Below are 19,435 nucleotides of genomic sequence, written 5' to 3'. Positions count from 1 at the left end.
GGTGGGATGGCCGACGACGGCGGCCGTCCCGCCGTCGTCGGCTCCGCCAGTGCCGGGGGCCTCAGTCCGCCGTGGGCATCACCATGGTGCGCAGGTCCAGCTGACGCAGCACGTGGTCCGCCACTTCGGGATCCATGCCGAGTTCCTTACGGGCCACGAGCACCTCCTGGCGGGCGGCGTCGAGGGCGATGGTCTGGGCCGCCACCATGAGTTCGCGGCCCTTGGCGAGGCGTTCGCGGACGTCGTCGGAGAGCCCCTTCCCCGGGTGCTCGGGGTCGGTCCCCTGAAGTTCCACGTGGAGCGACTTGAAGCGCTTGGCCATCATGGCCTGCTGCTCGGGCGTGAGCTGGCTGACCAGCTCGCTCTCCTTGAGGGCCATCAGAGCGGCCTTCTGCGCCCGGCGGCCGAGCATGCGGGTGGCCTCCTTCTCCTCCGAGCCGTCGTCCTGGGCTTTGAGGACCTTCATGAGCGCCGGGAGCGTCAGGCCCGGGAGCACGAGCGTCACCAGGAGCACGGCGCACGCCGTCACCAGGATCTGGTCCCGTGCGGGGAAAGCCGAGCCGTCGTCGAGGACCAGCGGAAGGGCGAGCGCCAGGGCCAGGGTGGCCAGGCCGCGCATGCCGCTGTAGCTGAGGATGATGACGTCCTTGAGCATCGCCACCCAGTCGCCGTGGTACAGCGAGCGCCGGGTCGAGAGGTACAGCCACGTCCACAGGAACCGGACCGCCACCACCACGGCGCAGACCGCGATCGCCGCGGGCACCATCTCGAAGATCCCGGCACCCTCGTGGTGGATGACCTGGCGGATGTCCAGGCCCACCAGTCCGAACGCCAGACCCGTGGCCAGCAGTTCCACCACGTCCCAGAACGCCGCCTGGCTGACGCGCTCCGCCGCGTCCTCGGGCCGCGCGTGCCGCTTCATCTCCAGCGCCACGACCACGACGGCGATGACACCGGATGCGTGCACCTCCTCAGCGAGGATGTAGGCGGCGAAGGGGACCACCAGGCTCACGGCGGTGCGTGCCACGCCGGCCGTGACGAGCCAGGTGACGAGCTTGGCCGCGTAGCCCATCAGCACACCGATGATGACCGCCAGCACGATGCCCAGGAGGAACTTCGGCACCAGGCTCGCGTCCAGGTTCCGTCCGGCCAGCGTCGCCGCGACCGCCGCCTGGAAGATCACGATGGCGGCGGCGTCGTTGAACAGACCCTCGCTCTGCAGGATGTTCATGAGCTTGCGGGGCATGTGCACCTTGCCCGCCACCGATTCGACGGCGACCGGGTCCGGCGGCGCCACCATCGCGCCCAGGGCGATGGCCGCGGGGATGCCGATGCCCGGGATCAGCATCCAGGCCGCCCCGGCCACGAACACGGTCGTCACCACCACCAGCCCGACGGCGAGCCACAGCAGGGTGCGCCAGCGCAGCTGGAAGACCTGCCAGGAACTGCGCTGCGCCGTGGCGAACAGCAGGGGCGGGAGGAAGATCGGCAGGATCAGCTCGGGATCGATGGCGAACTCCGGGAACCCGGGGATGAAGGTCATGACCATGGCCATGAGCAGCATGAGGACCGGGTAGGGGAGTTTCAGACGGTCCCCCAGGCCGACGGCGAGCACCGTGGCGAAGAGCAATCCGACGATGAGTGCGAGCTGTTCCATTCCGCCATTGTTCCAGCGCCCCGGCCGATCCCGAAGGGCTTGGCACGTGTGAGTCCTCACCGGGCAGGCCCGGAAGGTCCGTGCGGGTTCGGGGGCGCCGGCTTCACGGGCTGCAGACTCCGCATGCGGCGGAATCCCCCGAATCCCCCGAACCCGTCGAGAGGTCGAGAGGTATGGTGCTGCATATGTGCTCGGACCACACCCCGTCCGTCTACGACGCTGCGGGCGGATTCGATGGATTACTGGCCCTCGCGGAGGCCTGGCACCGGCGGGTGCTGGAGGATCCCGTGGTCAGCCACGCCTTCCGGAACGGAACCCGGCCTGATCACACTCCCCGCCTCGCGGCGTACTGGGCCGAGTCGCTGGGCGGTCCCGACCTCTATTCCCGCGCGTACGGAGACCAGAGCGCCGTGGTCCGCAGGCACACCGGGAACGGGGTCCACGAGGAGATGGACACGCGGGCCGTGGACTGTTTCGACCGGGCCCTGGAGGACGCCGGGCTGGCGTCCGATGAACGGCTGCGGAGAACACTGCACGACTACTTCGCCTGGGCCACCACGGTGGACATGGCCCGCTACCACCGGAGCGCGGACGACGTCCCCGCCGGGCTGGCCATGCCGCGGTGGTCGTGGGACGGGCTGGTGGAGCCCTGACCGGACCTCGGCCGTGGATGCCGGCTCCAACCTGCCCGCCGAGTTCGGGGGATCCTTCCGGAAGCAGGGCTCGCAGGCCCCGTTCCCGGCACGATCCCCCGAACTCGGCGGTGGTTCAGGGCTCCCGACTCAGCCCTCTTTCAGGCCCGCCCGGTAGGCCATGCGCCGGGCGGCCTGCTCGTCCGGATCCGGGACGGGCAGCGAGGCGATGAGCCGCTTGGTGTACTCCTGGCTCGGATGCCCCATGATCTGACTGCCGATGCCCTGTTCCACGAGCCGGCCCTTGAGCAGCACGCCCACCCAGTGGGAGAGCATGTCCACCACGGCCAGGTCGTGGCTGATGAAGAGCGCCGCGAAGCCGTACTCCTCCTGGATGTCCCGGAACAGCTCGAGGACCTTGGCCTGCACGGACACGTCCAGGGCGGAGGTGGGCTCGTCCGCGATCACGAGCGGCGGGTTAAGCGCCAGCGACCGGGCCAGCGAGGCCCTCTGACGCTGACCGCCCGAGAGCTCGTGCGGATACCGCGCCGCGTACGACGCGGGCAGCTGCACCGATTCGAGCAGCTCACCGACGCGCTTGCGCGCCTCAGCGGCGCTCGGCTTCCGGTGGATGATCAGCGGCTCCGCGATGCACTCACCGATGGTCAGGTGCGGATTGAACGATGCCGCCGGGTCCTGGAAGACGAACCCGATGTCCTTGCGGAGCGGCTTGAAGTTCTTCTCACGGAACCCCAGCATCTCCTGCCCGAACACGGTCAGGCTCCCGCCGGTGACCCGGTTCAGGCCTGCGATGGCCCGGCCGATCGTGGACTTGCCCGAACCGGACTCCCCCACCAGGCCGAAGACCTCCCGCTCCCGGATGGTGAAGCTGACGTCATCCACGGCTTTGAACCCGGCACGGCCGAAGCGGCCCGGGAATTCGATGCTCAGGCCCTTCGCCTCCACGAGGACCTTGCCGTCCTGATGCAGACGGCCCGTGGCGCCCTCCGAGGCGGAGTTCCGCCCCAGGTGGGGCACCGCGGCCAGGAGGTCCTTGGTGTAGTCCTGTTTCGGCTCGGCGAAGAGGGCCCGCACGGGCGCTTCCTCCACGACGTCGCCGCGGTACATGACCACCACACGGTCGGCCAGGTCCGCCACCACGCCCATGTTGTGCGTGATGAGGACGATCGAGGTGCCGTAGTCGTCCCGGAGTTCCCGCAGGAGCTCCAGGATCTCGGCCTGGACGGTCACGTCGAGGGCGGTGGTCGGCTCATCCGCCACGATCAGCCCCGGGTCCAGTGCGAGCGCCGCGGCGATGACCACGCGCTGCTTCTGGCCGCCGGAGAGCTGGTGGGGGTAGTAGTCCACCCGGACCTCGGGTTCGGGGATGCCGACCTTGCGCAGGGCTTCGACGGCGCGGGCCTTGGCCTCCTTGGCCGAGACCTTCTGCCCGTCGCGGGCATGGGCCCGGATGCCCTCGGCGATCTGCCAGCCGATGGTGAAGACCGGGTTCAGGGCCGTGGAGGGCTCCTGGAACACCATCGCCACGTCACGCCCGCGGATCCTCCGCAGCTCCGCCGGGCTGACGCTGATCACGTCACGGCCGTTGATGAGCACGGCTCCCTGGCTGATGGCCGTCTCGGGGAGCAGACCCAGGATGGTCCGCGCCGTCACGGTCTTGCCGGAGCCGGATTCGCCCACGATCGCCAGGACTTCGCCCGGCCGCACCTCGAGGCTCACGTCCTTGACGGCGTGGACATCCCCACCGTCGGTGGCGAAGGTGACGTTCAGGTGCTCGATGTCCAGGACCGCGGTTCCGCTGTCCTGCCGCGCGGGGCCGGATGCCCCGCGATGTGCTGCCGCGCTCATGCGGTGGCTTCCTTTCCGTGGGAACCGGGTGCGCTCGGGGCGCCCTGGCCGGAGCCGACGACGGCGCCGCGGGACTTGCCCGTGCGGCCCGCCCTGCGGCGTCCGCGCAGTCGCGGGTCGTTCAGATCGTTCATGCTCTCACCCATGAGCGTGAGGCCCAGGACGGTGAGCACGATGGCGGCGCCAGGGAACACACCGGTCCACCAGATGCCGGACGAAGCATCGGACATGGCCTTGTTGAGGTCGAAGCCCCACTCGGCCGCGGACGTCGGTTCGATGCCGAAGCCCAGGAAGCCCAGACCGGCCAGCGTCAGAATCGCTTCGGAGGAGTTCAGCGTGAAGATGAGCGGCAGGGTGCGGGTGGCGTTCTTGAAGATGTGCCGGCCCATGATGCGCCACGGCGACGCGCCCACCACCTTGGCGGACTCCACGAACGGCTCGGCCTTCAGACGGATGGTCTCGGCGCGGATCACGCGGAAGTACTGCGGCACGAACACCACGGTGATCGAGAACGCGCAGGCCAGCACACCGCCCCAGAAACTCGACTGCCCGTGGCTGATCACGATCGACATGACGATCGCCAGCAGCAGGGACGGGAAGGCGTAGATCGCGTCCGCGATGACCACCAGGATCCGGTCCACCCAGCCGCCCAGGTAGCCGCTGAGCAGGCCGAGCAGCACGCCGAGGACCAGGGACAGCGCCACGGACACGAGGATCACGATCACGGCGGTCTGAGACCCCCAGACCGCGCGGGAGAACACGTCGTAGCCGCCGACGGTGGTGCCCCAGAGGTGCTTGCCACCTGGGGCGGCCTGCGCCGGGAACGTCCCGTCCGCATCGGAGATCTGCGAGTAGCCGTAGGGCGCGATCACCGGCGCCAGCAGGGCGACCAGGACGAAGAGCACCGTCAGGACGGTGCCCAGCACGAGCATGCCGCGCTGCAAGCCGACGCTCTGGCGCAGATGGGAGATCACGGGAAGGCGGCCCAGCCAGGAGCCGCGCTGAGGAAGCTGCGGCGCGGGGGCCGGCGTCGTCGGTGTTTCAGACATCAGTACCTCACCCGGGGGTCGATGATGGCGGCCACGATGTCCACCACGAAGTTGGTCACGGCCACGATCACGGCGAGCAGCATGACGATGCCCTGCACGGCCACGAAGTCACGGGCCGTGAGGTACTGGGCCAGCTGGTAACCCAGACCCTTCCATTCGAAGGTGGTCTCCGTCAGGACGGCGCCGCCCAGCATCATGGCGATCTGGAGGCCCATGACTGTGATGATCGGGATCAGCGCGGGCTTGTAGGCGTGCTTGGTGACCAGGCGGTACTCGCTCACACCGCGTGAACGCCCGGCCTCCACGTAGTCCTTGCCGAGGGTCCCGATCAGGTTGGTGCGCACCAGGCGCAGGAAGATGCCCGCCGTCAGCAGGCCGAGCGCGATGGCCGGCAGGATCGCGTGTTTGAGCACGTCACCGAAGGCGTCGAGGTTTCCGCTGCGCAAGGCGTCCAGCCAGTAGATGCCCGTGGGCGCGGCAAGCTGACTCATGGCCAGTTCCGTGGTGGTGGAGGCACGGCCGGAGACCGGCAGCCAGCCCAGCGCCACGGAGAAGGTGAGCTTGAGCAGCAGACCCGCGAAGAACACGGGGGTGGCGTAGCCCAGGATGGCGAAGAAGCGCAGGACCGCGTCCGGCACCTTGTCCCGCTTGTGGGCGGCGATCATGCCCAGCGGAATGCCGATCAGGAGGGCCACCACGAGGGCGTTGAGGGTCAGTTCGAGGGTGGCGGTGCCGAAGGTGGCGAGCATCTCGGCCACGGGACGGCGGTCCGAGATGGTGGTCCCGAAGTTGCCGGTGGCGATCTGGCCCAGGTACTCGAAGTACTGGACGAGGATGGGCCGGTCGTAGCCGGCCTCGTGGATCCTGGCGTCCAGCTGGTCCTGCGGCAGGCGTCCGCCGAGCGCCGCGGTGATGGGGTCGCCGGTGACCCTCATGAGGAAGAAGACCAGGGTGACCAGGATGAAGATCGTGGGGAAGATGAGCAGGAAGCGGACCAGGATGTACCGGCCCACTCCGCCGCTGCTCCGGGGGGAGACAGCGGGGCTGAGCGCCTCGGGCGACTCAGCTTCGATGATGGAAGACATGGGGAACCTTGCGTCGAGATGTGCGTGACCGTGCCGGGGACAGAGGCCCCGGCCACCGGGCGGCGGTCAGAGGCTGACAGCCGAAACGGCAGGGGGCCGGGAATGAAGCTTCCCGGCCCCCTGCCGTGGTGTTACTTGGAAACGCTGCCGAGCCGGAACTTGAAGGAGGCGTCCAGCGTGCTGTCCACACCCTTGACGTTCACTCCGGAAACGGCCACCTGAGCGCCCTGGAGGAGCGGCAGGGTGGAGATGTCCTGCGCCAGCAGCTTCTGGACGTCCTGGACGTCCTTCTCACGCTGGGTCTTGTCCTTCTCCGTGACCTGCTTCGAGATCAGCTTGTCCACCTCGGGGTTCGAGTAGTGGTTGTTCATGAAGCCGCCCTTGGGGAAGAACGGGGTCAGGTAGTTGTCCGGGTCGGAGAAGTCCGGGAACCAGCCGAGCTGGTAGACCGGGTACGCGTCGGCCTTGGAGGCCTTGTTGTAGGTGACCCACTCGGCGGACTGCAGGTCCACCTTGAACAGGCCCGACTTCTCCAGCTGGTCCTTGACCATGGCGTACTCGTCGCCGGAGGACTTGCCGTAGTGGTCCGGGTTGTATTCGAGCTTGAGGTCGACCGGAGTGGCCACGCCCGCGTCGGCCAGTGCCTTCTTGGCCTTCTCCGCGTCCGGCTTGCCGTCCGTGCCGTACAGGTCCTTGAAGGAGGTGTTGGCGCCGAGGAAACCGCTGGGGACGTTCGAGAAGAGCGGGAGGTAGGTGCCCTTGTAGACCTGGTCCGCGATCGCCTGGCGGTCCACCAGGTTGGCGACGGCCTGGCGCACGGCCTGGGCCTTCTTCGGGTCGGCGCCCTGAGCCTTGGCTCCGAACGGCATGGTGTCGAAGTTGAAGACCACGTAGCGCATCTCGCCGCCCGGGCCCACGTGGACCTTGAGCTTGGAGTCCTTCTTGAGGTCATCGATGTCCGTGGCGCTGAGGCTGCGGTTGGCCACGTCGATGGCGCCCTGCTGGATTTCGAGCTTCATGTTGCTCTGGTCCGTGTAGTACTTGACCGTGGCGCCGCTGTTGGCGGGGGCGCCGAGCAGACCCTTGTAGTCGGCGTAGGGTTTGAAGCTGACCAGGGTGTTCTTGTTGTACGAATCGATCACGTACTGGCCGGCGAAGGGCTTGCCCTTGACGATGTCCTCATCGGAGAGGAGCTTGTCCGCAGGGAAGACCTCGTCGTCGACGATCGGGCCGGCCGGGCTGGACAGGATCTGCGCGAAGGTCTGGTCGTTGGCCTGCTTGAGGGTGAACACCACGGTGGTGGCGTCCGGCGCCGCGATCGACGCGATGTTCCCGAGCAGGCTGGCGGGGCCGTTGGGGTCATTGATCTTGATCTGGCGGTCGAAGCTGAACTTCACGTCCTTGGAGTCCAAGGTGTGTCCGTTCGCCCACTTGAGGCCGGACTTGAGCTTCACGGTGAACTGGGTGGGGCTGGTGAACTCGGCCGACTCGGCGATGTCAGGCTGGGGCTCGGCGCTGCCGGGCTTGGAGTTCATCAGGAACGGGAACACCTGGTTCATCAGCATGAAGGAGCCGTTGTCGTAGGAGCCGGCCGGATCCAGTGCGGTGACTTTGTCGGTGGTGCCGTAGGCGATGGTGCTCCCACCACTGCCCCCGGTGGAGGTCGCCCCGCCGGACGGGCCGGTGCAGGCCGTCAGCGCCAGGGCGGAAACCCCTGCCAGTGCGATAACACTGCGCAGAGCGATCTTGTTCGTTGCCATCGGAGAACTTCCTTGTCAGTCTTCCAGCGCGTGGGAACACGCGCCCGCCGGCCCGGGCCACATCTGAAAGAAGTGTTGCCAGTTCAGGCCAGACGCAACACTAGCGAATGTGATGCGCAGCACACAACACCTGTTTACCAAAGTGTGATGCGAGTGAGACCTGGCCCGACGACGGCGGAACGGGCCTTCCGCTGCATGCCGGAGGGCCCGAGCGGGGAGCCGAACCGGATCGACAGCTCTGTTCATTGCTGACCGATTGGTCGCACATCCATGGACCGGTCACGGGCGCCCGCCGAAAATCAACAGTGAGTGCGCATACGGCACAGGCTGCGCGCTCCAGCCCACCGCCGTCGTCGTCTCCGGGAGTTCCCATGACCAGCATCACCGTCTCCTCACGCGCTCTCAGAACCGCCACGCTGGGCCCGGACGGGACCCTCCCCCTTCTGGGGCCGCTGCCCGAGACACCCTATGACCCCGCGGCAGGTGCGGCGGCAGGGCTGGGCGACATCTCCTACGGATACCCGCCGAGCCTCCACCCCTACACCGCGCAGGACGGTTACGGCCGGTCGCTCGAGGAGCGGGAGGTCACGACGGTCGTGCTGGAGAACGAGCGGCTCCGCGCGGTGTTCCTCCCGGACTGGGGCGGGCGGCTCTGGGAACTGTTCGACAAAAGGAGCGGCAAGCAGCTGCTCCATACTCCCGGCACCCTGCAACTGGCCAACTTCGCACTGCGGAATGCGTGGTTCGCGGGCGGGATCGAGTGGAACATCGGAACGCGCGGGCATTCCCCCACCACCTGCGCTCCGCTCCATCACGGGATCGTGCGCGGGCCGGACGGCCAGGACGTGCTGCGGTTCTGGGAGTACGAGCGGCTGCGGGGCGTGGTGTTCCAGGTGGACGCCTGGCTGCCGGAGGACTCCCCCGTGCTGTTCGTCTCCGTCCGGATCAGCAACACCCAGGACCACGACGTGCCCCTGTACTGGTGGTCCAACGCCGCCGTGCCCCAGACCGAGGGCAGCAGGGTCATCGCTCCGGCCGCCACGGCGTATTCAAGCGACTATTCGAGCATCACCGTGGTGGACCCCAGCCACTACGAGGGCCGCGACTGCACCTGGCCGGCCAGGAATCCGCATGCGAACGACTTCTTCTTCGACGTCCCCGCATCGGCTCGGAAGTGGGTGCTCAACGCGGACGACGACGGCGACGGGCTTGTCATGCTCTCCACTGACCGGTTGCGGGGTCGCAAGCTCTTCGTCTGGGGCACGGGCGAAGGCGGCCGCCACTGGCAGCGCTGGCTGACCCCGGACGGCGGCGAGTATGCGGAGATCCAGGCCGGCCTGGCGCAGACCCAGTTCCAGCACCTGCCCCTGTCTGCCGGCGCCTCCTGGAGCTGGACGGAGGCCTACGGCAACGCGGCCGTCTCGCCCGAGCTGGCGCACGCGGAAGACTGGGCCGCTGCCCAGGCGCACTGCGGTGAGCGGGTGGATGCGCTGCTGGGCCGGGACGCCCTGGAGGAGGCCCACCAGGCCGCGGAGGCCCGGATGGACCTGCCGGTGGACGAGATCCTCGGGCGGGGCAATGGCTGGGGCGCACTGGAAGCCGTGGCGCGCGACCGGGCCGGGCTGGGTGCCTTCCCGGCAAGCACGCCCTTCCCCGAGTCGTCGCTTGGTCCCGAGCAGGAGCCGTGGCTCGCTCTGCTGCGTGACGGCACCTTCGAGGGCGCCCGGACGCAGCCCGCCGGGCCCCTGTGGGACGAGCGGCTGGCCAGCGTGGAAGGAAATAGCTCAGCTGTGCTGCACAGGGCATTCCTGGCTCACGGCGAGGGCAGGCACGTGGATGCCCGGGCGCTGTATTTGGAGGCGCTGGGAGGCGAGGGGCTGAGCACCGGCGAGACCGCCCTGGCGCAGCGCGGCCTGGGTCTGCTGGCCTGGGGCGGGCAGACCGCCGTCGGGGGCGCCGGCGCGGAGGCCGCCAGCGAAGCCGCCCGTGAGGCCGTGGCCCGGTACCGCACCGCGTGCGCCCTGGCTCCGGACGACCGCCGGCTGCTCGCCGAAGCACTGGAGGCGATTCTGGCGGCCGGGCAGCCGGAGGAAGGGCTCGCGCTGCTGTCCGGAGTGTCGTTCGGGAACGCCACGGAGTTCTTCCACGGTCGGTTGCTCCTGCTCAAAGCCCGGGCGCTCCATGCCCTGGGACGGACGGATGAGGTGGCCGAGCTGCTGAAGGCGGGCATCGAGGTGCCGGACCTGCGGGAGGGTGCGAACGTGCTCCGCGAACTCTGGGAGGCGGCCGTCCCCGGAGAGCCCCTGCCCGTGCGGTACGACTTCACGATGAGCTGACCTCAAGGCAGAGCGAAAAGAGGTCCCCAGGATCAATCCCGAGGACCTCTTTTCGCATCGTGAAGATGAGACGCCTATTTCACAGCGCCTTTGAAGATGGCCGGCTTGTCGAAGAAGGCGTTCGGTCCATTGACTTCGACGCGCACGGTTCCAGCCGAGGCCTTCGGAATCGCCACAGCAAATTTCACCGTCTGCATCTCTCCCGGGAGAACCGTGCTCAAAGAGTCGATCCCAAGGCCATTCTCACTGTCGATGACGGACTTCGCCTTGAGGTTCTGAGGACCATACGTCACGTCAGGAAACGACATCAATGACGCGTTGAGCTCTTCTTTCCCCCCGTTCTTGACCGTCAGCTCAAACACTGCAGCCTGCCCTTCGATCGCCCCTGCGGCGTACTGCCCTACCTGCTTGAGGCCGAGCGACTTCACGGTGACCGAAACGCCATTGTCGTAAGTCACAGTCCCTCCGAGAGCGACCGATCGGTCAGCCGGAGCAGACTCGGGGGCCGCACCAGGAGCCGATGACTCCACTGCGGGGGCGGGGTTGCTGATGTGAGGTTCCGATTTCTTCATGGCGTCATCGACGGCGCCCACGAATGCGGCGGTGATGACCGTGACGATGATGGCCACCACCACGGAGACGGCACCGAGCACGATTCCCGTGATCGAGGTGCCTCGCGGAGTCCCTTTCCGGAGAAAGATTCCCAAGAGACCGAACAGAATCGCCAAAGGGCCAAGAACGAATGCGACCGTCCCCAGCAACGGAATGATCGAAGCGACCACGGCGACGATGCCAAGAACGAGCGCGGTGACCCCGAATCCATTGCCCCGCTTGGGCTCCGGTTGAGGCGGGTACGGCGATGCCTGATAGATGGGCTGTGACATTGATGATCCCCTAGGTGAATCTCGAGCGAAGCCCGCAGGTACAGGCGGGCCATTTGGATCGTATCGAGCGTCTCTCTCGGAAGGAACATGTGTCTGAATCATTGCGAGACTCGGCGCAGAGTTTACCGATCGTCGGCTCCACGACCCGACGACTCCGGGCCGCGCTGGATCTCAGGTGAATCCCTGCCTGTGCCGTTCCGTTTTCGTTCACTTTGAGATCCGAGAAAGTGGCATAAGTGGCGATAAATAGACACAAGTGAGATGCGACGGGAGGGCCCTCCGGATACGCGAAAACCCCCGGAATCTCGCGATGATCGGCGTGATTCCGGGGGCCTTTCTCGGTAGCGGCGCCGGGACTCGATCCCGGGACCTCACGATTATGAGTCGTGCGCTCTAACCAGCTGAGCTACGCCGCCACGGATGAGTAAAGCCCATGTCAAGCCGGTCAATCACCGCCTTGACACAGGCCACTCATCCAGAGCCCCCTGCCGGAATCGATCCGGCGACCTCGTTCTTACCAAGAACGCGCTCTACCACTGAGCTAAGGGGGCAACGAAGAAATACTTTACCGGATCCGGGGCCGCGCGCCAAATCGAGGGCGCACCCGCACCCCGTCTTTGACGCAGATCACATCGACCCAGCTCATCGGCCCTTTGCGGCTCCGTTTCGACTCAGGCGGGGAGCCTCAGGATCTGCCCCGGGAACAGCGACCGCGGGTTGGGAACCAGCCAGGCATTGAACGCCGCGAGCTCCCCCGCATCCACGCCCCAGCGGTCCGCGATCGAGTCGAGGGTCTCCCCCTCCTCCACGGTCACCTCACGAGGTCTCTCCGGCACGACGACGGCGCCCAGCACCGCGGTCTCCTCCGGCACCTCGTCGGCGGGGCCGGCGTCGTCCGCCCCGGCGACGTGCTCGCCGTCATGCGGACCGGCATACGAGCCGTCGCCCTCCGGCGTCGGCACCGCGTCCACCGGGGCGTCCTCACGGTGCGCCGGAGAATGCCCTGAATGCGCCGAAGAGGCGCCCACCCCAGGGGTGAACGCCTCTTCAGAGAAGTCTTTTACCACTTGTTCCGTCCGCCGAAATCGCCCTTGCCGTGGCGCGGTTTGCGCTGACCGAAGCTGCTGTTGCCACGGTCGCCGCCGAAGCCGCTGTTGCCGCCGGAGCGCTCACCGTAGCCGCCAGTGCGCGGCCGTTCCCCGTATCCACCGCGGGAACCACTGTCCCGATCATAGCTGCGCTCGTTGCGCTCGGAGTAGGAACGTCCACCGCGGTCGGCGCTGGTGCGCTCCCCACGGTCTGCGCCACGGTCACGGTTGAAGCCACCGCCGGGGGCGCGGTCTCCGCGATCGCCACGGTCACGGTTGAAGCCGCCTTCATCGGACTTGCGGAATTCGCGCTTGAACCCGCCGTTGCCCTTGAAGTTGCCGCCGCGTCCGCCGCCGAAGCCACGGTCGCCACCGCGATCGCCGCCACGGTCATTACGCTCGCGGTTGGGACGACGGCCGTTGTCCAGCTCGAGCTGGATCAGCTCGCCGCCGATCCGGGTGCGGGACAGAGCCGCCCACTGATCCTTGGTCAGCTCGGCCGGCAGCTCCACGAGGGTGTGGTCGCTGCGGATGTCGATGCCGCCGATCTGGGAGGAGCTCAGGCCGCCTTCGTTGGCAATGGCGCCCACGATCGAGCCGGGGAGCACGCGCTGGCGACGGCCCACCGCGATGCGGTAGGTGGCGTTGCCCTCGGTGACGGAGCGGGACGGGCCACGGGAGTTGAAGCCGTCCTTGTTCCGGTCACGCTTCTGGAACTCGGGGGTCGCGGGAAGCTCTTCCACCAGGAGCGGCTTGCCACCCTGGGCCATCACGGCCAGAGCCGCGGCGATCTCCGCGGCGGGGACCTTGTGCTCCTCTTCGTAGGAGGCGATGAGGTCGCGGAACGCGGTCAGGTCTTCGGACTCGATGGTCTCGGTGATCTGGTCCGCGAACTTGCTCATGCGCAGGCTGTTCACGGTCTCCGCGGTGGGCAGGTGCATGTGCTCCACGGGCTGCTTGGTGGCACGCTCGATGGCGCGCAGCAGGTACTTCTCGCGCGGGGTCATGAACAGGATCGCGTCACCCTTGCGACCCGCACGGCCGGTGCGGCCGATGCGGTGCACGTAGCTCTCGGTGTCGTGCGGGATGTCGAAGTTGACGACGTGGCTGATGCGCTCGACGTCGAGGCCTCGGGCGGCGACGTCGGTGGCGACCAGGATGTCGATCCGGCCGTCACGCAGAGCCTCCACGGTCCGCTCACGCTGGGCCTGGGCGATGTCGCCGTTGATGGCGGCAGCCTGGAAACCGCGGGCCTTGAGCTTGTCAGCCAGGTCCTCGGTGGCCATCTTGGTGCGCACGAACACGATCACGCCGTCGAAGTCCTCGACCTCGAGGATGCGGGTCATGGCGTCGAGCTTGTGCGGGCCCATGACCTGCACGTAGCGCTGACGGATGTTCGCCCCGGTGGTGGTCTTGGACTTGACCGAGATCTCTTCCGGGTTGTTCAGGTACTGCTTGGACATGCGGCGGATCTGGCCGGGCATGGTGGCGGAGAACAGGGCGACCTGGCGGTCTTCCGGGGTCTCCTGGAAGATCTTCTCCACGTCTTCGGCGAAGCCCATGCGCAGCATCTCGTCAGCCTCGTCCAGCACGAGGTACTGCAGCTCGGAGAGGTCCAGGGAACCCTTCTCGAGGTGGTCGATCACACGACCGGGAGTGCCCACGACCACCTGTGCGCCACGGCGCAGGCCGGCCAGCTGAGGGCCGTATGCCGAACCGCCGTAGACGGGAAGGACGGTGAAGTCGTCGATGTGCTTGGCGTAGGAGGTGAAGGCCTCGGCCACCTGGAGCGCGAGCTCGCGGGTGGGGGCCAGGACCAGGGCCTGGGTCTTGCGGGACGGGCCGTTGGTGTCGTGCAGCTCGGCCATGCGGGACAGGGCCGGGATGGCGAACGCGGCGGTCTTGCCGGTGCCGGTCTGGGCCAGGCCCACGACGTCGCGGCCTTCCAGCAGGAGCGGGATGGTGGCGGCCTGGATGGGAGACGGCTTCTCGTAGCCGACATCCTTCAGGGCGGCCAGCACGCGGCCGTCGATGCCGAGGTCGGTGAACTTGATGGCACCGTCATCGTCGGCGTCCTGGGCGGAGTCGTTGTCGGCCTCAACGGGCGCGGAGTCCGCAGCCGGGGCCGCGGTGTTCTGCTCTTCGGGGGCCTGGACGGTCTCAGTCTCGACGGTCTCGACGGAGGTGTTCTCAGTCGGAGTGTTTTCAGTCAGGTTGTTTTCGGGCACGGGGGAGGAACCTCATTCATTCCAGCCGGCGGGCGCACTCTGAAGTATCGGGCGGCCGCACATTACGGGCATCGGAGCCGGTTGACCCGATGCTCGGAAACCCAGCGCTCTTGCAATCCCATGGCCAGGCATCCCACTGCATCCCTGTCGCTCTCTCAGCGAGTTCTGCGCAGTGCTTTCTTCCGAGCATCTACGTGCTCAGCCGGCCGTTCCATGAAATATGCCCGCACACCCTGCGGACCCCTTGTTCAACCAGTCCTGCCTCAAAAATTGGGCAGGATATATGGAAAACCGGATTGGGGGATGTCTCCATCATACGGGACGCGCACGGCGGGACGCCACACTCCGGCGACCGCCGCCGGTGTTAGCTTGGCCACAGAGCGGTGGCGGCGCCGTCGTCGTCCTCGGGCTCCCACCTGTTACGTGCTCAGTAGTTGCGGGTTCCGAGCCGAAACACCCGCAACTACTGAGCACACAACGTGAGGCGGAAGAGGGTGCCTCAGCGGCCCAGACGCTTCTCCAGCTTGGCGAACTTCTCGTGATACTCGTCCTGGAGCACGATGTGACCGTCGGCCTCCGCGTCCCGCAGGGCGTCCACGATCTCCAGGGTCGGCCCGCTGAACCACTGCCCCACCGTCACCCCGTGCTCCGGCACGTACACCCGGTGGACATGGTCGCCCTTACGGATGTCGCCGGTCTTGATGACCCTCAGGTAGCAGCCCACGCGGCCCGCTTGCGTGAATCGGCGGACCCAGGCCGCTTCCTCCACGCGGCGCTGGAAGGTGGCGCAGGGGACGCGCGGCGACGTCACTTCGAGTTCGACGTCGGTCCCGATCCGCCAGCGTTCACCGATCACGGCCTGCGTGGTGCCGATCCCTGCCAGGCGCAGGTTCTCCCCGAAATACCCGGCGGGGATGTCCCGCCCCAGTTCAGCGGCCCAGTAGTCCGCCTCCTCCTGCGAGTAGGCGTAGACGGCCTGGTCGAAGCCTCCGTGATTCGCGCGATCGGCCTGGACATCCCCGTGGAGGCCCAGCCGGTGCACAGTGACAGGGCCCTCGACGGGGCGCTTGTCGATGGCGGTGACGCCCACCCGGCCCTCCAGGTCAGGACGGAGCTCGTGGACTCGGCAGACGGCCAGTACGGTTCCCGGATGCATGCGACCAGCCTACTAAAGCCGCGTGTTTCCAGAAGCCCCGTCTTCCCGCGCTCCAGGTTCCGGAGCCTGGGCCGTTCGACTCGCCGGAGCGGCGGCCGCCGGGCTACCGTGAGCCCATGGATTCCGCCTACCGTTTCTCCGCCCGTCTCGAGGACATGGACCGCGGGCAGGTGCACCGCTGGCTCAGCGAGCAGTCCTACTGGGCCGAAGGCCGGCCCCGGCAGACGCAGGATTCAGCCATGGACTCCTCCCGGAACTACGGGGTCTTCGAACGGTCCACCGGGCGGCAGGTGGCCTACGCCCGGATCGTCACCGACGCGGTCACCTTCGCCTGGCTCTGCGACGTCTTCGTCGACCCGGCCGCCCGGGGTCATGGGGTGGGCAAGGGGCTCATCGCCGGGGTGATGGCCGATCTGGAACCGCTCGGCCTGCGCCGGGTGCTCCTCGCGACCGCGGATGCTCACGGACTGTACGAGCAGTACGGTTTCGAACCGCTCGCGGACCCCGCCCTCTTCATGGTGAAGCCGCTCCCCGGCTCTCAGGGCCAGAACCTCACGGCTCGAAGCGGTAACCCATCCCCGCTTCGGTGATGAGATGGCGGGGCGTGGCGGGATCCTTCTCCAGTTTCCGGCGCAGCTGGTTCAGATACACCCGGAGATACTGCGTCTCCTTGGCGTAGGCGGGGCCCCACACCTGCAGGAGCAACTGCTGCTGGCTGACCAGCCGGCCCTGGTTCCTCACGAGGATCTCCAGGATGCTCCACTCCGTGGGGGTCAGCCGGATCTCGGCGCCCTCCCGGGTGACCTTCCGCGCGGCCAGATCCACCGTGAAGTCCGCGCCCTGGACCTGCGGCACCTCCTGCGCGACGGCGGACCGCCGGGTCGCCGCCCTCAGCCTCGCCATGAGCTCCTCGATGCCGAAGGGCTTGGTCACATAGTCATCGGCCCCCGCGTCCAGCGCGGCCACCTTGTCCTGCGACCCGTGCCGCGCGGACAGCACGATCACCGGCACCAGGCTCCACTGCCGCAGCCACCGGATGAAATCCACCCCGTCCTCATCCGGCAGCCCCAGGTCCAGGATGACCACCTCGGGCTGTTCGTCCGCGGCCAGCCGACGGGCGACGGCGGCGTTCGGCGCCAGCAGAGGCTGATACCCGTGGGCCTTGAAGTTCAGCTGGAGGGCGCGGGCGATCCCCGATTCGTCCTCCACCACCAGGATCTTGGTCATCCCGCCACCTCATTGCCCGGCTCCGCTGAGTCCCGGCCCGGCCCTGCGCCCGGCCCCCGCTCTGCGCCCGATCCTGCGCCCGGTCCTGCGGAGAGCGGCAGGGTCAGCACCATCGTCACGCCTCCGCCGGGCGTCTCGTCCGCGTGCAGCCGCCCGCCCATCGCCTGGCTGAACCCCCGGGCCACCGCGAGCCCCAGGCCGACGCCGCGGACACCACCCTGCGAGGAGTCGTGCAGGCTCTGGAACGGACGGAACAGCTCCTCCTGGCGTTCCAGATCCATCCCCGGGCCGTGATCCGCCAGGCGCAGTTCCGCGGCGGGCCGTCCGCACAGCACCACCCCTTCACCTTCCCGGACCGACAACGCGATCCGGGAGCCGCGCGCGTGCCGCACCGCGTTCTCCACCACGTTCGCCACCACCCGCTCCAGCATCCCCGGGTCCGCTTCCACCGGCAGGCGGCCGTCCACATCCAGGCTCACCAGACCGGCGGGCACACCCTGCAGCGCGGACCCCATCACCTGATTCCAGCGCACCGGCTGAAGCAGCGGCGCCGCGGAGTCCCCCATGAGACGGGACATGTCGAGCAGATTCGCCACCAGGGAGGAGAGCCGATCCGTGTAATCCTCCACCGAGGCGAGCAGCTCCGCGCGTTCGTCCGCGCTGAACTCCACCCCCGGCTGGCGCAAGGTGGCCACATTGAGTTTGATGCCCGCGATCGGGGTGCGCAGATCATGGGAAACGGCCTGGAGAATGGCCGTCCTCATGACATTGCCCTCGCTGAGCTTCGCGTTCTCCCGCTGGCTCACCACCAGTTCCTGCCGCTCACGCACCGCCACCACCAGGGCGACGAACGCCCCCAGGAGATGCTGCTGCCGGGCGTCCAGTTCGGCGCCGCCCACCAGCAGGCGGTATTGATCTCCGACAGCGACGGCGGCCTCCGCGGCCGCCGAACGCACCGGCGCCTCGGGCGAGGTGCTGGCCAGCAGGCGCTCCACCTGCGCGCCGTGCGGCCACGCGCCGTCGTCCTCCACCGAGAGCAAGGAGACCGGACGTCCGTCGAGCGTCTCGCTCAGCCGGTGCAGGAAGGATTCCAGGGAGTCGTCCGAGCCGAGGATCCGCAGGGCCAGGCCGTTGAGAAGGGAGGCCTCGTCCCGGGCCTGTTCGGCCTGGATGGCGCGCCGTCCCGCCAATCCGACCGCGAGCGCCATGGAGCACGCCACCACCAGGAAGATCACCACGGTCGCGGCGGCCTTCGGATCCACCATGTGGAAAGACCCGATGGGCTGGGTGGAGAACAGATTGAGCAGCAGTGTCGCGACCACGGACGCCAGCACCGCCGGCCAGAGCCCGCCGAGAGCCGCCACCAGCACGGCGACCGCCAGGTGCAGCAGCATGACCAGAGGGAAGTCCCGGAACCCGGTCGCGGCCACCACCGCTTCCAGCGCGGCGGGAAGCACGATGGCCAGGACCAGCCCCAGCCCCGGGCGCTGCACCCCGAACAGTTTCCGGGCCCAGGAGCGACTGAGAGCCCAGTTCTGCGTCTGCGTCATGCCTTCAGTCTCGCAGGCCGCGAGCCGTGCAGGATCTGAGGCGCGAACGTCCATGGGCAGTCCTCCCCATGTCATCCGGCACACAGCCCTTCCCCGTCTCAGTACACTGAGCGTGATCGGTCACACCGTGCCTGACGAGCCGCGGCCTGAGGGCACCCGGCCGGACAGGTCACGGAAGCACTCGCGGGGAGGACAGGCCCATGGCCCACAACGAAACACCGTCCGGAGCGGAGCAGCCTCCGCAGGGAGGAGGCTCTGGCATGCCCCCGGCGGACAGCGGAGCGGGACGGCGCAAAGACGGCGCCTCCCCCACCCCGCCCTGGCAGCCCCCGCAGCCTCCGCTGCAGGAGCACCTCGCGGCGTCGGGAGCACCCGCGCCCGGCCTTCCGCCCTACGGCGCCGGCGCCGAGGCCCACGGCACCCCCCAGGGCGGGTACGGCGGCAGCCCCGCTCCCACCGTGGACCCGTTCGCCCTCGAAGCCGAGGCGACCGAACGCCGCAACACCAAGCGGAAGCGGCGCCGCACCGTCGTCATCTCCCTCGGCGTGACCGCGCTCCTCGCGGGAACCATCACGGCCGTGGTGGCCAGCCAGAACGACGATGACGACTACGCCCAGGTCTGCACGGACGAATCCACCCAGCAGCGCGTGGATGACGAGAAGTGCGAGGACTCCGGAGCCAGCAGCACGGCCGGACGGAGCAACTCCCACTACGGCTGGTACTTCTTCCCCCGCGGCAGCAGGATCCCGGCGATCGGCTCCTCGGTGAAGAGCTACTCGGGTGGCACGTCCACCCTGCCCAAGGGGTCCACCGCGGCGAAGGGGTTCTCCTCCAGCGGCGGCAGCTTCAGCAAGAGCACCACCACGCGGGGCGGCTTCGGCAAGAGCTCCGGCGGCAAGAGCTACGGAGGCTGA

Annotated in this window: 15 protein-coding genes and 2 tRNA genes; 4 read left to right on the top strand and 13 right to left on the bottom strand. The window is 68.1% G+C overall.

The window, feature by feature from the left end:
• Window positions 1-61 precede the first annotated feature (61 nt).
• Window positions 62-1,657, bottom strand: coding sequence for a Na+/H+ antiporter (locus AB4Y75_RS01695; protein ID WP_441434187.1), 1,596 nt, complete (start codon window positions 1,655-1,657; stop codon window positions 62-64).
• Window positions 1,658-1,830: 173 nt separating this feature from the next.
• Between AB4Y75_RS01695 and AB4Y75_RS01690 the strand changes: the two genes are divergently transcribed.
• Entirely contained in the window at window positions 1,831-2,310 is a 480-nt protein-coding gene (locus AB4Y75_RS01690) for a group II truncated hemoglobin (RefSeq protein WP_441434186.1), read from the top strand.
• A 129-nt stretch (window positions 2,311-2,439) separates the two neighbouring features.
• Here AB4Y75_RS01690 and AB4Y75_RS01685 read toward each other — a convergent pair whose 3' ends face one another.
• The 4 genes from AB4Y75_RS01685 to AB4Y75_RS01670 form a co-directional block, all read right to left on the bottom strand.
• Entirely contained in the window at window positions 2,440-4,158 is a 1,719-nt protein-coding gene (locus AB4Y75_RS01685) for an ABC transporter ATP-binding protein (RefSeq protein WP_441434185.1), read from the bottom strand.
• Window positions 4,155-5,207: an ABC transporter permease gene (locus tag AB4Y75_RS01680; RefSeq protein WP_441434184.1), complete on the bottom strand. Its 1,053-nt coding sequence runs from the start codon at window positions 5,205-5,207 to the stop codon at window positions 4,155-4,157. The genes AB4Y75_RS01685 and AB4Y75_RS01680 overlap by 4 nt, the downstream gene beginning before the upstream one ends.
• Window positions 5,207-6,292: an ABC transporter permease gene (locus AB4Y75_RS01675; protein WP_441434183.1), complete on the bottom strand. Its 1,086-nt coding sequence runs from the start codon at window positions 6,290-6,292 to the stop codon at window positions 5,207-5,209. Before AB4Y75_RS01675 ends, AB4Y75_RS01680 begins: the two co-directional genes overlap by 1 nt.
• Window positions 6,293-6,423: 131 nt before the next feature.
• Window positions 6,424-8,052: an ABC transporter substrate-binding protein gene (locus AB4Y75_RS01670; protein ID WP_441434182.1), complete on the bottom strand. Its 1,629-nt coding sequence runs from the start codon at window positions 8,050-8,052 to the stop codon at window positions 6,424-6,426.
• 371 nt (window positions 8,053-8,423) lie between these two features.
• Between AB4Y75_RS01670 and AB4Y75_RS01665 the strand changes: the two genes are divergently transcribed.
• Window positions 8,424-10,388 carry a DUF5107 domain-containing protein gene (locus AB4Y75_RS01665; protein WP_441434181.1) on the top strand — a complete coding sequence of 655 codons (1,965 nt, stop codon included), beginning with the start codon at window positions 8,424-8,426 and terminating at the stop codon, window positions 10,386-10,388.
• 74 nt (window positions 10,389-10,462) lie between these two features.
• Here the strand turns inward: AB4Y75_RS01665 and AB4Y75_RS01660 are convergent, their stop codons facing one another.
• The 6 genes from AB4Y75_RS01660 to AB4Y75_RS01635 all read right to left on the bottom strand — a co-directional run bounded on the left by AB4Y75_RS01660 (window position 10,463) and on the right by AB4Y75_RS01635 (window position 15,744).
• Complete coding sequence (locus AB4Y75_RS01660; protein WP_441434180.1) at window positions 10,463-11,272, bottom strand: hypothetical protein; 810 nt, start codon at window positions 11,270-11,272, stop codon at window positions 10,463-10,465.
• A gap of 342 nt (window positions 11,273-11,614) precedes the next feature.
• Window positions 11,615-11,688 (bottom strand) — tRNA-Met (locus AB4Y75_RS01655).
• Between the two features lie 63 nt (window positions 11,689-11,751).
• Window positions 11,752-11,823 (bottom strand) — tRNA-Thr (locus AB4Y75_RS01650).
• Between the two features lie 120 nt (window positions 11,824-11,943).
• The gene (locus AB4Y75_RS01645; RefSeq protein WP_441434179.1) at window positions 11,944-12,243 is read right to left on the bottom strand and encodes a LysM peptidoglycan-binding domain-containing protein; all 300 of its coding nucleotides are present in this window, start codon (window positions 12,241-12,243) and stop codon (window positions 11,944-11,946) included.
• A gap of 89 nt (window positions 12,244-12,332) precedes the next feature.
• A complete protein-coding gene (locus AB4Y75_RS01640) occupies window positions 12,333-14,588 on the bottom strand; it encodes a DEAD/DEAH box helicase (protein ID WP_441434178.1) in 2,256 nt (751 codons plus the stop codon).
• Between the two features lie 499 nt (window positions 14,589-15,087).
• The gene (locus AB4Y75_RS01635) at window positions 15,088-15,744 is read right to left on the bottom strand and encodes an MOSC domain-containing protein (protein WP_441434177.1); all 657 of its coding nucleotides are present in this window, start codon (window positions 15,742-15,744) and stop codon (window positions 15,088-15,090) included.
• A 116-nt stretch (window positions 15,745-15,860) separates the two neighbouring features.
• Between AB4Y75_RS01635 and AB4Y75_RS01630 the strand changes: the two genes are divergently transcribed.
• Window positions 15,861-16,334: a GNAT family N-acetyltransferase gene (locus AB4Y75_RS01630; protein ID WP_441434176.1), complete on the top strand. Its 474-nt coding sequence runs from the start codon at window positions 15,861-15,863 to the stop codon at window positions 16,332-16,334.
• On the opposite strand, the gene AB4Y75_RS01625 is transcribed toward AB4Y75_RS01630, so the two are convergent.
• Window positions 16,297-16,971 carry a response regulator gene (locus AB4Y75_RS01625; RefSeq protein WP_441434175.1) on the bottom strand — a complete coding sequence of 225 codons (675 nt, stop codon included), beginning with the start codon at window positions 16,969-16,971 and terminating at the stop codon, window positions 16,297-16,299. The two genes, AB4Y75_RS01630 and AB4Y75_RS01625, sit on opposite strands and share 38 nt — an antisense overlap.
• Entirely contained in the window at window positions 16,968-18,521 is a 1,554-nt protein-coding gene (locus tag AB4Y75_RS01620) for a sensor histidine kinase (RefSeq protein ID WP_441434174.1), read from the bottom strand. Before AB4Y75_RS01620 ends, AB4Y75_RS01625 begins: the two co-directional genes overlap by 4 nt.
• A 260-nt stretch (window positions 18,522-18,781) precedes the next feature.
• Here AB4Y75_RS01620 and AB4Y75_RS01615 point away from each other — a divergent pair, with 260 nt between their 5' ends.
• On the top strand, window positions 18,782-19,435 hold the full coding sequence (locus AB4Y75_RS01615; RefSeq protein ID WP_441434173.1) for a Tat pathway signal protein: 654 nt from the start codon (window positions 18,782-18,784) through the stop codon (window positions 19,433-19,435).

Source organism: Arthrobacter sp. RAF14 (genome assembly GCF_052114185.1).
Classification (GTDB): domain Bacteria; phylum Actinomycetota; class Actinomycetes; order Actinomycetales; family Micrococcaceae; genus Arthrobacter_E.
This window is presented reverse-complemented; position numbering and strand designations above follow the sequence as displayed.

Excerpts from the sequence above, each read along its gene's own strand:
- AB4Y75_RS01695 (WP_441434187.1), bottom strand. The coding sequence starts at position 1,657 with ATGGAACAGCTCGCACTCATCGTCGGATTGCTCTTCGCCACGGTGCTC.
- AB4Y75_RS01690 (WP_441434186.1), top strand. The coding sequence starts at position 1,831 with ATGGTGCTGCATATGTGCTCGGACCACACCCCGTCCGTCTACGACGCT.
- AB4Y75_RS01685 (WP_441434185.1), bottom strand. The coding sequence starts at position 4,158 with ATGAGCGCGGCAGCACATCGCGGGGCATCCGGCCCCGCGCGGCAGGAC.
- AB4Y75_RS01680 (WP_441434184.1), bottom strand. The coding sequence starts at position 5,207 with ATGTCTGAAACACCGACGACGCCGGCCCCCGCGCCGCAGCTTCCTCAG.
- AB4Y75_RS01675 (WP_441434183.1), bottom strand. The coding sequence starts at position 6,292 with ATGTCTTCCATCATCGAAGCTGAGTCGCCCGAGGCGCTCAGCCCCGCT.
- AB4Y75_RS01670 (WP_441434182.1), bottom strand. The coding sequence starts at position 8,052 with ATGGCAACGAACAAGATCGCTCTGCGCAGTGTTATCGCACTGGCAGGG.
- AB4Y75_RS01665 (WP_441434181.1), top strand. The coding sequence starts at position 8,424 with ATGACCAGCATCACCGTCTCCTCACGCGCTCTCAGAACCGCCACGCTG.
- AB4Y75_RS01660 (WP_441434180.1), bottom strand. The coding sequence starts at position 11,272 with ATGTCACAGCCCATCTATCAGGCATCGCCGTACCCGCCTCAACCGGAG.
- AB4Y75_RS01635 (WP_441434177.1), bottom strand. The coding sequence starts at position 15,744 with ATGCATCCGGGAACCGTACTGGCCGTCTGCCGAGTCCACGAGCTCCGT.
- AB4Y75_RS01630 (WP_441434176.1), top strand. The coding sequence starts at position 15,861 with ATGGATTCCGCCTACCGTTTCTCCGCCCGTCTCGAGGACATGGACCGC.
- AB4Y75_RS01625 (WP_441434175.1), bottom strand. The coding sequence starts at position 16,971 with ATGACCAAGATCCTGGTGGTGGAGGACGAATCGGGGATCGCCCGCGCC.
- AB4Y75_RS01620 (WP_441434174.1), bottom strand. The coding sequence starts at position 18,521 with ATGACGCAGACGCAGAACTGGGCTCTCAGTCGCTCCTGGGCCCGGAAA.
- AB4Y75_RS01615 (WP_441434173.1), top strand. The coding sequence starts at position 18,782 with ATGCCCCCGGCGGACAGCGGAGCGGGACGGCGCAAAGACGGCGCCTCC.